The 14,057-nt window shown below is 50.9% G+C and carries 10 protein-coding genes; 4 read left to right on the forward strand and 6 right to left on the reverse strand.

The genetic code is table 11. The features are described from left to right. Positions 1–16 precede the first annotated feature (16 nt). Positions 17–1,588, forward strand: coding sequence for an SLC13 family permease (locus AQ981_RS01740; protein WP_058910026.1), 1,572 nt, complete (start codon positions 17–19; stop codon positions 1,586–1,588). A 55-nt stretch (positions 1,589–1,643) separates the two neighbouring features. Continuing rightward, on the forward strand, positions 1,644–3,107 hold the full coding sequence (locus AQ981_RS01745) for a hypothetical protein (RefSeq protein ID WP_058910027.1): 1,464 nt from the start codon (positions 1,644–1,646) through the stop codon (positions 3,105–3,107). Positions 3,108–3,119: 12 nt separating this feature from the next. Here the strand turns inward: AQ981_RS01745 and AQ981_RS01750 are convergent, their stop codons facing one another. The 5 genes from AQ981_RS01750 to AQ981_RS01770 form a co-directional block, all read right to left on the reverse strand. After that, positions 3,120–3,620, reverse strand: coding sequence for a hypothetical protein (locus AQ981_RS01750; RefSeq protein ID WP_058910028.1), 501 nt, complete (start codon positions 3,618–3,620; stop codon positions 3,120–3,122). 827 nt (positions 3,621–4,447) lie between these two features. Further along, complete coding sequence (locus AQ981_RS01755; protein WP_058910029.1) at positions 4,448–5,464, reverse strand: hypothetical protein; 1,017 nt, start codon at positions 5,462–5,464, stop codon at positions 4,448–4,450. Between the two features lie 21 nt (positions 5,465–5,485). Continuing rightward, on the reverse strand, positions 5,486–7,174 hold the full coding sequence (locus AQ981_RS01760; protein ID WP_058910030.1) for a hypothetical protein: 1,689 nt from the start codon (positions 7,172–7,174) through the stop codon (positions 5,486–5,488). Between the two features lie 171 nt (positions 7,175–7,345). Then, the gene (locus AQ981_RS01765; protein ID WP_249226245.1) at positions 7,346–8,992 is read right to left on the reverse strand and encodes a thiamine pyrophosphate-dependent enzyme; all 1,647 of its coding nucleotides are present in this window, start codon (positions 8,990–8,992) and stop codon (positions 7,346–7,348) included. Positions 8,993–9,234: 242 nt separating this feature from the next. Continuing rightward, positions 9,235–10,203, reverse strand: a complete 969-nt coding sequence (locus AQ981_RS01770; protein WP_082683118.1) for a LysR family transcriptional regulator — start codon at positions 10,201–10,203, stop codon at positions 9,235–9,237. Positions 10,204–10,554: 351 nt separating this feature from the next. On the opposite strand from AQ981_RS01770, the gene hpaD reads away from it, so the two are divergent. Next, positions 10,555–11,628, forward strand: a complete 1,074-nt coding sequence (hpaD, locus tag AQ981_RS01775) for a 3,4-dihydroxyphenylacetate 2,3-dioxygenase (RefSeq protein ID WP_082683119.1) — start codon at positions 10,555–10,557, stop codon at positions 11,626–11,628. A 17-nt stretch (positions 11,629–11,645) separates the two neighbouring features. After that, positions 11,646–13,019 carry a 4-hydroxyphenylacetate permease gene (hpaX, locus tag AQ981_RS01780; RefSeq protein WP_058910032.1) on the forward strand — a complete coding sequence of 458 codons (1,374 nt, stop codon included), beginning with the start codon at positions 11,646–11,648 and terminating at the stop codon, positions 13,017–13,019. A 51-nt stretch (positions 13,020–13,070) separates the two neighbouring features. Here the strand turns inward: hpaX and AQ981_RS01785 are convergent, their stop codons facing one another. Further along, positions 13,071–13,706: a helix-turn-helix transcriptional regulator gene (locus tag AQ981_RS01785; RefSeq protein WP_058910033.1), complete on the reverse strand. Its 636-nt coding sequence runs from the start codon at positions 13,704–13,706 to the stop codon at positions 13,071–13,073. Positions 13,707–14,057 lie beyond the last annotated feature (351 nt).

Below are 14,057 nucleotides of genomic sequence, written 5' to 3' on the forward strand. Positions count from 1 at the left end.
CATAAGGAGACAGGCCATGTCGGAAAAAGGCGTTAAAAAAACTTTCGATCCGCTGGATATGAGCAATTATTCTCTGGAGAAATTCAAGGAGATTAAATCCGGCCTCTGGATGGAACGGATCAAGTTCATCGGTATGCCGTTGGCTATCCTGCTGTTCCTGATGTTTCATCTGCAGTGGGTAGGGTCTATCGAGATGTTTGAGACCCAGACCAAAGTGCCTCCCGCTAACTGCTACAGCGCGACAGGGATTTTCCTGGCTTCGTTGGTGCTATGGCTAACAGAGGCGATTCCCAATTATCTGACCTCGCTGATCGTGGTGGTAGTGGTAATCCTCACGGGTACCATGAAGATGCGTCCCGCCTTCGCCATGCTGGGCGAACCCGTCATGATCCTCAATATTGCCAGCTTTATTATGGCCAGCGCCCTGGTGGTAACGGGACTGGCGAAGCGCATGTCGCTCTGGTTGCTGGTACGTATGGGCAATAATATTTCCATGCTGTTCTGGTGCTTTATTTTGCTCAACCTGGTACTCGGTGCGTTTATTAGTGCCACCTCTGCAAAAACGGCGCTGCTGTTACCGCTGTTTATGGTAATTTCCGCTATCTATGGCGCCACGGGAGGAGAAAAACGCAACAACGTTGGCCGTAACATGGTGTTGCTGAATCTGTTGGCAAATAACGTGTCGGCCAGTGCGTTTATCACCGGGTCGGCGGCCAACCTGCTGGCGGTCGCTATGCTGGAGCAAGCGGGATATAAAGTCTATTACGGCGACTGGTTTATGGCTCTGTTCCCGCTGGCGCTGATCCAGTGCGCTATTGCCTGGTATACCGGTACGCGATGGATTTTCCCGATCAAGAAAGAGGATGCACAGCCGAAGATTGAGGGCGGGATGGGGCGTCTGCAGGGCGAGTTGCAGCAGCTCGGGAAAATTTCCTCAGCGGAAATCCGTGCGGCGCTGACCTTTATCATCGTTCTGGTGCTGTGGGCTACTGACCGGGTGCATGGGATGCGCGCCGAGGTGATCGCTGTTGCCGGAGCCTGTGTGGTGCTGATGCCTTCTGTATGTAAACTGCCCGCACTGGGGGTGATGAAGTGGAACGACGCAGATATTCCCTGGCATATGCTGATGTTCAGCTTTGGTGCCTACGTGCTGGGTGGGATGGTAGATCAAACTGATATCGTTGGTCTCTATATTCACAGCCTGTTCGATAAATGGCAGATCGATCCTTCTGGCGGCGGTAAGTTGTTAGTCTTTGCTGTCCTGAGTGGGGTATTCGCTATCACCACACTGGTCAGCGAGAGTAAAACCGCGCGTACCATCATCATGTTCCCGATTATTATCAGTATCGCGAAAAAGTTTGGTTGGGACGTAGTAGGATTCTGCCTGCCGATGGCTTTCCTGATTAACCAGGTGTATGTGCTTTATTTTAATTCCAAGCCGGCCAACATCAGTTATTTGCTTGACCATTACTCGACGGGTGAATCGTTCAGATATGGTATGACACAGATGATTATTATCTGGGGGCTGCTGATTCTCTGGACCCAGTATGTCATGCCACTGATGGGGTTCAATAGCGCACTCTGGTAGCATCGACACGAAGGTGGTAATTCGCTGAGTTACCACCTTTATGCAGGAGGCAAAGATGCCAGGAGATACCTTAAGAGCATCGGGAAAGCGTTGTATTGAAATTAAGCAGCGCATTTTTTTTCCACAGAAGGCCAGTAATAAACCTTTCCAGACGGAAAATTATCATATTGAAACCTGGCTGTTTTTTCCTTCCAGTTTACAGATCAATCGCTGGACGTATCCGCCACAGGCATTCCAGCAAAACCTGAAGAACTACATCCGTCTGCGTCCTCCGACCCTGATGTTGCGCAAGCTGGCAGCTGATGTACCCGGGACATTGGCCAATATTGAACAATTACTGGCTGAGCATAGCAAAGATATCTCTCCCCAGGGTTATGAATATCGGCTGAAAATGTTTTGCCTCACTTTTAAACGGGCATTACATGTGGAGGTGCGCTACATCCTGAGGCTGGGAGGGGAAAAGCGTGAGCAGGCGCTGATAAGTTTCACCGCCATCGCGGCGGACATTCTCGCCGGATATCGGCGGATGCGGGAACGCGTGGCGCCAGGGGCACAGGCTAATGCACTGCGTATTGTGGACTACGGCGATGAATTTCTTGCCCTGATGATAACGCACTATGGCCGCAAGCTGCTCAACAGTCTTGCCGCTTCGCCAGGCTACGATAGTCTGCGTGCGTTCTGGCGTGAACAGATGTTGTACCGGAAAAACCAGCATCCTGATACTTTCCCATCGCCGGGCTCGGATAACGAGTTAGTCATTTATCGTGTTAATACTCTGAAGAAATACATCAGCAGCCCGATGTATCTGGATATTCGGCGTAAAAAAGGCGAGACCTTTCTTGCTCATACCATTGCCGGTATCGCCGCTGCGATTGCCATGATTTTTGCTACCGCAGTTGCCTTTATTTGGCAGGGAAAATACGGAGCGCTGAGTATGCAGCTGTTTCTCGCCATGGTGATTGGCTACATTTTTAAGGATCGGATGAAAGAGGGATTTCGGGCGCGTTTGTTTTCCACATTTCGCCGCTGGTTGCCAGACAGGCAGCAGGAAATCTATAAAAATCTGCGTTATCCGGTCGGCAAATGTAATGAGTCTTTCGTCTTTGTCGATGAAAGCCAGTTGCCGGGCGATGTCAAAGCGATGCGTCGGAAAGTACATATTCTGGATATTCAGAACTATTATTTAAGTGAAGATATTCTGCATTATTCTAAGCATGTGCAATTGCGCGCCAGCAACCAGTTATTCACCGGGGTTAATCGTTCTGTTATGGATATTACGCGTCTCGATATTACGCCATTTCTGAAATATACTGATGAGCTACTCAATGAGTTACCAACCCTGGATGACGATCAGGTTTTATATGGTGAGAAAGTTTATCATATTAATTTGATTCGTCGCGTAACAGACGGGAAAGAGAGTACCCTGGAACGGGCGCGAATCATTATTAACAGTGCGGGCATCAAGCGTATTGAACCTGTTTTTGTCACAACAGAAGAACCGGAAGACGGGGAGGGCTGAGCCTGAACAGGCTCAGCCAGCGCTGCGTCTGGCGCGGTAGTGGGGGGATTCGTCAAGAAAACGTCTGATATGTTTTTCTCCCTGTAACCGCAGTTGCAGGTGTTGTCCCAGCGCGGCCTGCGAATCCAGATTTACCAGTAACGCCTTCAGTTCGGCATTTGCCGTACCGCGCATCTGGATATATTCATCAATGTTCTTTTGTGTTCGTGCACTGCGCACATCACCGAATAGCATATAGGCCATCAGTTCGAGGTGCTGTCCGGAGATCAGTGCGTCCTGATATTTAGCGCACAGTGTCTGGTAAGTGTTGATACGGCGCTGAAGTTCGTCACGCCAGGCAAACAACTCGTCACGCTGCGTCACTGAAAACGTGGCTTGCTGCTGTAAACCGGATAGCGTGGATTTCAGTGCTTCAAGCTGGAGTAGATATTCGCGGTCCAGCGCGATTACCTGCCGGATAAAACGTTGTTGCAGGGGATATGTCGCCTCCTGTGACGCAACAGATTTAGTCATGTTTTCCTCCCGCATACGGTGGCTATGTTATCGAACGGGTACTTTAAGTATTGTCCCGATTTTGCCGATGGTGCAGTGAATTATTTTTTTAGTTTACAATAGCCTAACAAAATAATTTATAAAGAAAAAATCTATACTGTTTATAGTACTGATAACGAGAGCTGATACGTGCTGGTTTTCAGACGCCAAACACCGAGGGGAATTATTTTTTCGTGTATGGTGGGCTATCCACATTTTGTAATACTGCGGATATCGGTTGTCATGGAAGCACGCCTGACTTCTGAGGCGTTAGCGTAGACAGCAAAATGAGCGATGTAACCAATCGCGTGCATCCCTGGTCGAATGGAGTTAACGCGGATTGTCGTAACGGGTTTCACAAAATGGGTTGATGATTGCAGTGGCAAAGCGGATGACTCCAATGTTGGGGCGACATGTCTGGAATGGTAGGTTCGGGGAAAACTTTGGTAAGCAGATAAATCCAGATTTCTACCAGAACCATTTTGGTGCGCATAATGTATATTATGTTAAATTGAGTTTGGTAGACTGTCAGCCCATGAATGACTATAAATCTGGACCTGGTTTATGGTCCCTGCTCCCCAGCGGCACATACTCATAGGGTAATCACAAATCCTTATGTGGCGCATTCTTGTTGATAAAAACTGCTCGACTAACTACCAGTTATCTGTGTGGGTTCCTTCGGGCCTTACCGACTGTATTGCTAAAATTACCTTCCGGGATTTTCAGAGTCGGCGAGTTATTAAACTTTTTCTTTGGCGTAAATTGACAAAGGGCCTTCCTGTGAGGCCCTTTTTGATAACAACGATCTTTTATTCCGCAAAGTTTGGCCCAAAAGCATCCTCGTCGAATTCAACTTCTTTCAATGACTGTTTCGCCATGTCGTTTTCACCTCCTATCTCAGTGACAATCAGCGGGAATTTACCCTGCTTTGCATACACTTGCGCTTTTTTTTCTGCTTCCGTCAATTCCTCCTTTGCACGTTGTCGAAATGCGTCTTCGTCGGCTGTGATCGAATCGATAGAGTCTCCTTTAAAGTATCGTTCAACGCGTATGGCGCTGAAATCGGTGAACCATTCGTTAGGATCGTTGAGTCGACTTATTGCGAACAGTGCACGTTTATCTGACTTGATCAAACCACAATCCTTGACATAGGTGGTTTCCACTTTTGGGCAACTACCGAAAAATGCATCCCGGTATCCCATACCATTAGTGCCATTTTTCTGGGCTGAAAAATAGCGAAAACCAATGGCGCTCTCAGCATCGCTGGATGGTTTTCCCTCACGGTTAAGATAACTAATCAGTATCACCGCATGGCCTGAACCATTGGAGCGATTAAAATAGACAAAGTCTCCGCCCTTCGCATTTTTAAATGTCACATATTGTCCCATACCAAAGAGAACAAACGCGTCACCTATTCCGGCAGAAAATTTTCTCTTGTATTCAGGAATATTAACCAGAGAAGCATACTGAAATGCATATGGTGATATATTAAGGGCTTTGGACCCATCCAGGACTTGCCCCTTAAGTAGCTTAGAACTTACCGGATTTCCCTCTCTATCTTTAGCCATGGCCAGTGTCCTGATCAGTACTTCAAACACTGCAGCAACGCACATAGTGCTTGTTCCACCGGTTGAACGGAAGGTGTAATCTCCATATTTCAGATCTTCGGTATAACGGCTGTTCAGGCTATAACCAAGCCCTGATTTATTCCTGGCTAGCCACTCTACAGTAGTGATGATTTGCTGATTATAATCCGCTGCGTAAACAGGTAGAGATGGAACAGTAAACACAACAAAAAGGCACAAAAGCGATGGTTTGCGATTCATAATAGTGATCCTGATGAGATTTTAATTTCCGGGCATAAGGCCCTGATTCGCTGTTGCCCGGTATTTCCAGCGTTTGTCTGTTGCATTATTTAACATCGTAAGGCTGTCTGCGGACACGCATTCATTTTCGCTATCAGTACGACCCTTCATGATATCTCTGTATGCCAGGCCGATATCCTCCGGGTGGCGTAGTCCAAACCAATGCCCGACTTCATGGAGAATGACTAAATTTATTTGGTAAGGTGTGCTGCTATTACCACTGCCCTTAAGTATCGGCGTGCTGGCGGGTACTCCTGGGATCCAGTAAGAATATTGTGCAGTAACTTGTATGTTCCCTCCCGGGATAGCACATGCTATGGCACCTTCGCCACAACTGGTCCAGTCTTTGGTGATGATAAGCTCCGGGGTTATTTCTGTGGGCAGAACTGCTTTCCCCGGGCAAAGATATCCCTGGGCAAAACTAATCCAGTCAGGTGTAGGCGTGGTTGTTATCTGGCATAGCTCTTGTTTCAGGACGTTGTCTTGATCAATTTGTTCATACCCAACGATGTAGCTTCCTGCCTGCCAGTAACCAGGGGCGTGTTGATAACGCTGCATCTCTGCTGGCTGGATATGTGATAAATCATAGTCTAGCGCATTGTTTTTATTACGGGACATGTCACGGAGGCGATTGGCAGCACGCATGTCCAGCCAGATTTGGTCTGCGGTACGAATCACTACCAGCGAATTGCCTGAACAACGTGCGCAACCCGATCTCCATAGCGAAATTGCCTGTATAAAAGCGATTGAAATACCATTAAGACATTGACGGTCGCAACGTTCAGTCTCATCAGTGACTTTAATATTCAGACCCGACAGGCGTGCTGCCGGAATAATATTGGATATGCGTTTTTCCTGAGATTCACCAATCGTCGCCCGACCGGTATTAAATAATCCCAGAGGTGCCGGTAATGTCGTTTTATCGGGATTTTGTGGTATTGCATAGTGGCAGTATAAGCTGATGTCGGGGTCAATCCTTCCCACCGTTAGTGAGTTTTGGAACAATGATTCAGTCCATACTCCTTTACTATGTGGAGACGCTTTGACAGTCCCATAAATTACCTGACCATCTTCGCGGGTAGCAATTAACTGATGCGTTCCCGGCCAAATAAAAAGCAGCGAGCCGGCCTTGCCTAATTTCACCTTTGTTGTCGACGTAATGAGCGACACTTCAGCGCCATCCAGAGAGTCAGGTAGTTCAACAACACTGACCTCATTGCTGCGGATAGCCGGCCATCCGGCATCACTCATACTCATTCCGTCTTGCCGGGCAAGACGCGACGCTATCGTTTCGATATCAATAGGAGATACTTGCAAATCCTGAAAGAAGCTATTAATGACGGCATTCAGAACGCTGGCTTCAGGGATGGTTTTTTTACATCGAGGTGGCTCTGACCAACAAAAATTTGCGCTAAAGTTTTCAGCGTCTGAAATAATTTCCGTGGTTATTTTGGGGTCGACAAGGAACCCTTCATTTTTAGATATGTTTTTAACTTCCTTGTGAATTTGCTTGCTAAGCTCCTCGTGATCTGAGTTTGCATTAGCCTGAGAAATAACGGATATATTAAATAATAATCCTGGCGCCATAAGGCTAAACAATAAATAACCAACAATACGATGTCGGAAGGTGTGCCCGGAAGGCGAATTGTATTTTAATTCAGAATTAAGCATTTCACAGCCCCCGCATGTAACATGTCGACAGCGCTGCGATTAAGTGTATCCTGGAAAAGTGCGGGCTGCCATTTTCCATTTTTCCCGAAATCCCGGTAAAACAGTAAACGTGCTTAAAAATGCCAGAATATATTAAATAGCATATTCAGGCTTCCCTGCCCTTGCCTCTCGTCAATCATTAAACTGCGGGTGGAGGAATTTCCACGGGCTGCTGTCGCTGCCGCGCGCTACCGCTACTTCAATTAACACCGGTTTATCGGCGGCGAATGCTTGTTCCAGCGCCTGGCGCAGCATTTGCGGCGTGGTGACGCGTATCCCCTGCACGCCGAAAGCTTCCGCGAACTTCACGAAATCCGGATTTACCAGCTCAGAACCAATAAAACGGCCGGCGAAGCTCTGCTGCTGATCGCGGTAAACATTGCCATAGGACTGGTTATTGAATACCACGGTGACCAGATTAATGTTGTACTGCACTGCCGTTGCCAGCTCCTGAGCGGCAAACATAAAACCGCCATCGCCGCAGATAGACAATACCGCTTTGCCGGGATTGGCTACTTTAACCCCCAGCGCCGTCGGGAAGCCGTAACCGAGAGTTCCCTGATGGCCGGAGGAAATAAAAGTGCGCGGCTGGTACATCGGTAAACCAAAGATAGCGGTAAATCCGACCTGTGATACCTCGTCAATGAAGATCCCATCGCGCGGTAGTACTTCGCGAATTGCCTGTAAATAACTGACCTGCGGCTGGATTTTCTCAATGGCTGCGGCGGCGATTTCTTTGGTTTCCGCCAGCGTCTGGTCGCGTCGCGGCGGTGTCCCGGTTGCGCTAACGGCGCTAATCAATGCCCGGGCGCCGTCAGACGCGTCGCTGATGATATTGATATCCGCCTTCAGGCGTCGCACTTCGCCGGCATCAATATCAATGCGTATAATTTTCAGCCCCCGCGGACGGTAATTCCAGCGAATATCCAGCAGCTCAAAGCGTGAACCGATCACAATCGCCACATCGGTCTGCGGCCAGAGACGCGCCCCGGAAACCACGTTGAACCCCAGCGGATGATCGTCAGCCATAATCCCCCGGCCGCCGCGGAAACTGACCACCGGCGCGCCAAGAGTTTCGGCCAGCTCCCTCACCTCCGGCGCAGCCCCTGAAGCGCCGCTGCCGACAAATATCATCGGCGCCCGGCAGCTCTGGAGAAGTTTCGCTGCCGCGTCGATAGCATCAGTATCTACCGGCGGTTTCGGTTTCCGCGCCAGCGGCGCAACACCATCCACCCGCGCCGTACGGGTGAAGAAATCCCATCCTGCCTGTAGCGCCACCACCCCTTGTCTGCCGGACGTCATCTCCTGAAACGCGCGGGCAACCAGCCACGGCGCGTCGCAGGGCTGCTCAATGTGGGCACTCCACTTTCCGATATGGCCGAGGATATCAAGCTGACGTGGTAGCTCATGTAGCTGACCGCGCCCACGGTCTTTGTAAGCGGATTCGACATCGCCGGTCAGAGCCAGTACCGGTGCGTTACAGCCATGGGCGGTTAACAGCGCCGCACTGGCGTTAAGAATACCTGGCCCCGGGACCACGGCACATACCCCGGGGTGTCCGGTAGATCGGGCATAGCCGTAGGCCATATAGGCGCTGGTTTGTTCATGCCGGGCGCCAATCGTGCGAATTGCCTCGCTGTGGCGCGCTAAGGCATCGGTCAGGCCATAAATTTGCGCGCCGGGTAAGGCAAACACAGTATCCACCTGGTGGTGTTTCAGGCCATTAACGACAGCATCCCCGCCCGTCATATGCTGCGGCGTATTCTGGTCATTATTCATATTAAAATCCTCATTCATGATTAGCGGCCGGTGAATATTATTTTGGCGCGTAATGCACTTCCCTGTGCTCACTGGCTGATGAGTAAATTCCGTCATTAAATAAATAATCGGTTTCCTGATGTCCTTTGGATAATTAATTTACGGTGCTGATGGCGTGGTAAAAAATATTCCTCCGGATATCCATCATCACGTTAGCAGTCGTCGGCGCCGGCGAACATGTCGGTCCGGGAATAGTTGCCATGTCAATATGACATGCTTTGACGCCCGGGATTTAACGACGCTGACGCCTGGCAGTGCCGATAGACAAACTGCCGAAACCACTGATGTTCCGGGGAGTTATGAGTGCGGCGATGCCAGACAACCCAATAGCGAAAACACCAGGCGGCGAAATCCAGTGGCCGCCAGGTTAATGGCCGAGTTCCAACACTGTGCTCCAGTAAATATCGGGGGATGGTTAACAGGTTGTCTGATTGCGCGGCCACGTCCAGCGCTGCGGAAAAAAACGGCACCGACAGACGAATAACCCTGCTGACCTGCTGCTGTTTCAGGTAATTATCAATAAAACTGTCTTTATCACCGCCGCCGCTAATTTTAATATGCGACCAGTTAAGATAATCGCTAAGGGTAATTTTTTCCGCGCTGGCGAGTGGGTGATCGCGACGTAAACAACAGACCGGAATATCATCGCCGATTGTTCGGCCATGAAATTCCGGCGGCGCATCTTCAACCAGCGTGGTGGCGAGGTCCACCTTACCGCTGGACAGCCAGTCATAACGATTGGGTTGCCAGGTCAGATAATCAATGCAAACCCCCGGCGCGACTTGCCCGAGGTGACGAATTAAGTCCGGCAGAATGTGGGTGGCAACATAATCGGAGGCAGCGATAGAGAACCGGCGAGTACAGCTCCCGGGATCGAAGGTCAACGGCTGCGCCAGCGAGTCGAGATTTTGTAATATCTGGTTCAGCGGGGCGAGCAGCGCACTGGCTTTATCCGTTAACAGAAACTGTTTCCCCTGGCGAACCAGCAACGGATCATCAAAGGCGGCACGATAATGGGCCAACTGGCGGCTGAGAACCGACTGGCTGCTGCCCATGGTCGCGGCGGCGTGGGTCAGGTTGCGCTGTTCAAGAATAACCAGCAGGGTTTTCAACTGGGTAATACTCAATGAGGAGAACAGTGAATTCATGCGTTTCTCGCTTTCGCTTATCATTAGTTAAACCACAATGTCCTCATTTTTAGCGCAGACCAACACTATTAACATATTAATAATCTGGTCTGGATCACAAATCAGAGAAGCGGTTTTTTTACACATTTATTCGATAAATTGCTAATACAATGAAATTCAGCATCAATTTATCTTTACAACCCTCCGCCCTGCCCGGATTAATTTTAAATAAACTGGCTTGATATCGCCCGGATAAAGGCTTAAATAAATTAAAACGTTAATATCTTAATAAAGCCATAATAAACCCATGGGCAATGTGTCCGCGGCTGGCTGTGGCCTGTCGCCGTGGTGCAAATTGCGCTGATATGCACATCGATAACCCTGAGAGACCCTACAATGACGATTGAAAATGTAATAGCCACTGTACCGGCGCCGGATATTTTGCGCTGTGCTTATATGGAGATACAGGTTACCGACCTGCGGACCGCCCGCGAATTCTATGTCGATATTCTCGGCCTGACGGTCACCGCAGAAGACGACCAGCATATTTACCTGCGCTCCATTGAGGAGTTTATTCACCATAACCTCGTTCTGCGCCAGGGGCCGATTGCCGCCGTGGCGGCCTTCTCTTTCCGGGTGCGTAGTCCGGAAGATGTCGACAGGGCCGAGGCCTGGTTTCGGGCCAGGGGATGCCGGACCGAGCGCCGCAAAAACGGATTCACCCGCGGGACAGGCGATTCCGTACGCGTTGAAGATCCGCTCGGCTTCCCCTATGAGTTTTTCCACGATGTTCAACATGTTGAACGCCTGACATGGCGCTATGATCTCCATACCCCCGGCGCGCTGGTGCGCCTCGACCACTTTAATCAGATTACCCCGGATGTGCCGCAGGCAGTGGCATATATCCAGTCCCTCGGCTTTCAGGTTACGGAACAGATCCGCGATCAACAGGGAGTGATTTACGCCGCCTGGATGCGCCGAAAACAAACGGTACATGATACCGCCATGACCGGCGGCGCCGGTCCGCGCATGCACCACATCGCCTTCTCAACCCATGAGAAGCACAATATCCTGGCGATTTGCGACAAGCTGGGCGCGCTGCGTAAATCAGACCTGATTGAGCGCGGTCCCGGTCGCCACGGGGTTTCTAATGCCTTCTATCTCTACCTGCGCGATCCTGACGGCCATCGTATTGAGATCTACACCCAGGACTATTACACCGGCGATCCGGACAACCCGGTGATGAGCTGGGATGTACACGACAACCAGCGCCGCGACTGGTGGGGTAATCCGGTGGTCGCGAGCTGGTATACCGAAGGTTCGCTGGTTCTGGATCTGGATGGCAACCCCCAGCCGGTCACAGAGCGCAGCGAGCCGAGCGAAATGGCGGTCACTATCGGCGCCGATGGCTTCTCTTACACCCGTAAAGACGATGTTCTGGAAGGTTTCCGGCTCGGCAACAACCTGTAACGGTCGAGGAGAGAAGTATGTCGACGTTAACGCAATCTGCGCAGGAGAATCAGGCGACGGCCGATGAACAGCGGGTAATGAGTAAGCTGTTCCGCCGCCTGGTGGCATTCCTGTTCGTTTTATTTGTATTCTCCTTCCTGGACCGCATCAATATCGGTTTTGCCGGGTTGACCATGAGCCAGGATCTGGGGCTGACCTCCACGATGTTTGGCCTCGCCGCGACGCTGTTTTACGTCACCTACGTGCTGTTCGGGGTGCCGAGCAACATTATGCTCAGCCGGGTTGGGGCGCGGCGCTGGATCGCCGTCATTATGGTGGTCTGGGGCGTGGCGTCTACCTGTACCCTGTTTGCCACCAGCGCCGGTACGCTGTATGCGCTACGTATGATTGTCGGTGTTGCTGAGGCTGGCTTTGTGCCGGGTATTCTGCTGTATCTCACCTGGTGGTTTCCGTCTTGGTATCGGGCCCGCGCCAACGCGCTGTTTATGATCGCTATGCCGCTGACGATGATGTTCGGATCGATGCTTTCCGGCTATATTCTGGCGCTGGACGGGGTGATGAACCTCAGGGGCTGGCAATGGTTGTTCCTGCTGGAAGGGCTGCCGTCGGTGATCCTTGGCGTAGTGACCTGGTTTTATCTTGATGATAAACCGGCGGATGCAAAATGGCTGAGTGCTGATGAAAAACAGACTCTTCAGCGGATGATGGAAAGCGATCGCAGCGCCAACCGGAAGATGTTGACCTCCCGGCCCGTTTCGCTGTGGCGCGAAATTTTTACCCCGGTAGTGGCGCTCTATATTCTCGCCTACTTCTGCCTCACTAATAGTCTCAGCGCCATCAATATCTGGACGCCGCAAATCCTCAAAAGCTTTAATGCCTCCAGCAGCAATATTACCGTCGGTCTGTTGGCGGCGATCCCCCAGTTTTGCACCATCGTGGTGATGATGTGGTGGAGCAAACGTTCCGATCGCCTCAAAGAACGTAAGCGTCATACGATCTACCCTTACCTGTTTTCCGCCGCTGGCTGGCTGCTGACATCACTGACCGCACATCCGCTGATTCAGTTGCCGGGTCTGATAATGGCCTCAGCCGGAGCATTCACCGCCATGACGCTGTTCTGGACTACGCCCGATCGGGCGATCAGCGTCGGCGCTCAGGCGGTTGTGCTGGCGACTATCAGCGGCGCGGGCAATATTGGCTCCGGGCTTAGCCCACTGCTGATTGGGGTAATGCATGATATGAGCGGGGATTTTAATGCCGGCTTGTGGTTTATGGCCGGGTTACTGATTATCGGCGCGCTGTTACTGGCATATATACCGATGGGCGGGGTGCAGGCGGCGACCAGGATCGTCTGCGATAAGCCCGTCGGCCGTCGCCCCTTCTGGCAGTGATTCGCCGCCGGACCAATCACCGCGGTATCGGTCAGCGCAGGGAACGCGCGCTTAACCGTTCTCCTGGCGGGCATACAGATACGCCGTCGCCCGGGAGATGCCGAGATGCTGGGCCACGGTGTCCATAGACTTACGTACCTCCAGCAGCCCTTCCTTACGTAATGCCTGAATTAAGGCTCTGCGGTCAGCAACGTTGAGCGCTCTGGCCGTGGTCGCGCGCTTTGCCGCATAGCTGTCGATGCGCTGGCGAATGGCTTCGGAACCGGTAGCCGGCTCAAGATGTTCGACCACCGCACTGCTTTCAATCTCTGTGAACTGCGCCAGAGCGCTCTGTATTCCCCGAAATAGCGTCATATCCACATTCATGCACAGGGCGGCGACATATTTACCACTGCTGTCTTTAATGCCGATGGAGGTGCTCTTTACCGGCCGGCCATCCGCAAACTGGTTGGCATAGTTAGCAATAATACTGGGGAAGTCCGGTGACGCAATGCGCGCCAGTCCCAGCTCGGTGGCCGGCTGCCCGGTCTCTCTGCCGGATAAGTTATTGTGAATGGCAAGGATGGCGTGTTGCGGGTTGTTGAGATCGTGCACCACCACTTCGCAAAACGGCGCAAAGGTTTCACTGAGTCCTCTGGCGATGGTATCCAACTGGTTGAGTAACGAATTATCCTTGTTTTCAGACATGGTTATCTCCCGTTCAGTGCCAGTGTCGTTCAGCGGTTCCAGTCGCTGCCTTTGAGCCGCAGAGTGTCGTCAGGCGCAAATCATACAGTCAGTCTGATTTTATACAACGTCATTCGCCTGACAAGTGCCTGGTGATATTACATCAGGATTATGTCAGGAGTGCTAAGCGGCGGCTACCCTACTCTTTCCACGACGCTCAGCGATCTTTATTAAAGTTGAATATTATCCTGGGTAAATTATTAGCTTTTAGATTCTCTTTGCCGAAAAAAAATACACTATTGCGCTATTCGTGCTGTGCACTATCAATAAAGGATATAGTGAATATCAGCTTGATTTGCATTGCAGGCCGCT

The organism is Entomohabitans teleogrylli, assembly GCF_001484765.1.
Classification (GTDB): Bacteria; Pseudomonadota; Gammaproteobacteria; order Enterobacterales; family Enterobacteriaceae; genus Entomohabitans; species Entomohabitans teleogrylli.

What these genes read in the sequence shown, in the direction of transcription:
- AQ981_RS01740 (WP_058910026.1), top strand. Translation starts at nt 17, where the DNA reads ATGTCGGAAAAAGGCGTTAAAAAAACTTTCGATCCGCTGGATATGAGC.
- AQ981_RS01745 (WP_058910027.1), top strand. Translation starts at nt 1,644, where the DNA reads ATGCCAGGAGATACCTTAAGAGCATCGGGAAAGCGTTGTATTGAAATT.
- AQ981_RS01750 (WP_058910028.1), bottom strand. Translation starts at nt 3,620, where the DNA reads ATGACTAAATCTGTTGCGTCACAGGAGGCGACATATCCCCTGCAACAA.
- AQ981_RS01755 (WP_058910029.1), bottom strand. Translation starts at nt 5,464, where the DNA reads ATGAATCGCAAACCATCGCTTTTGTGCCTTTTTGTTGTGTTTACTGTT.
- AQ981_RS01760 (WP_058910030.1), bottom strand. Translation starts at nt 7,174, where the DNA reads ATGCTTAATTCTGAATTAAAATACAATTCGCCTTCCGGGCACACCTTC.
- AQ981_RS01765 (WP_249226245.1), bottom strand. Translation starts at nt 8,992, where the DNA reads ATGAATAATGACCAGAATACGCCGCAGCATATGACGGGCGGGGATGCT.
- AQ981_RS01770 (WP_082683118.1), bottom strand. Translation starts at nt 10,203, where the DNA reads ATGATAAGCGAAAGCGAGAAACGCATGAATTCACTGTTCTCCTCATTG.
- hpaD (WP_082683119.1), top strand. Translation starts at nt 10,555, where the DNA reads ATGACGATTGAAAATGTAATAGCCACTGTACCGGCGCCGGATATTTTG.
- hpaX (WP_058910032.1), top strand. Translation starts at nt 11,646, where the DNA reads ATGTCGACGTTAACGCAATCTGCGCAGGAGAATCAGGCGACGGCCGAT.
- AQ981_RS01785 (WP_058910033.1), bottom strand. Translation starts at nt 13,706, where the DNA reads ATGTCTGAAAACAAGGATAATTCGTTACTCAACCAGTTGGATACCATC.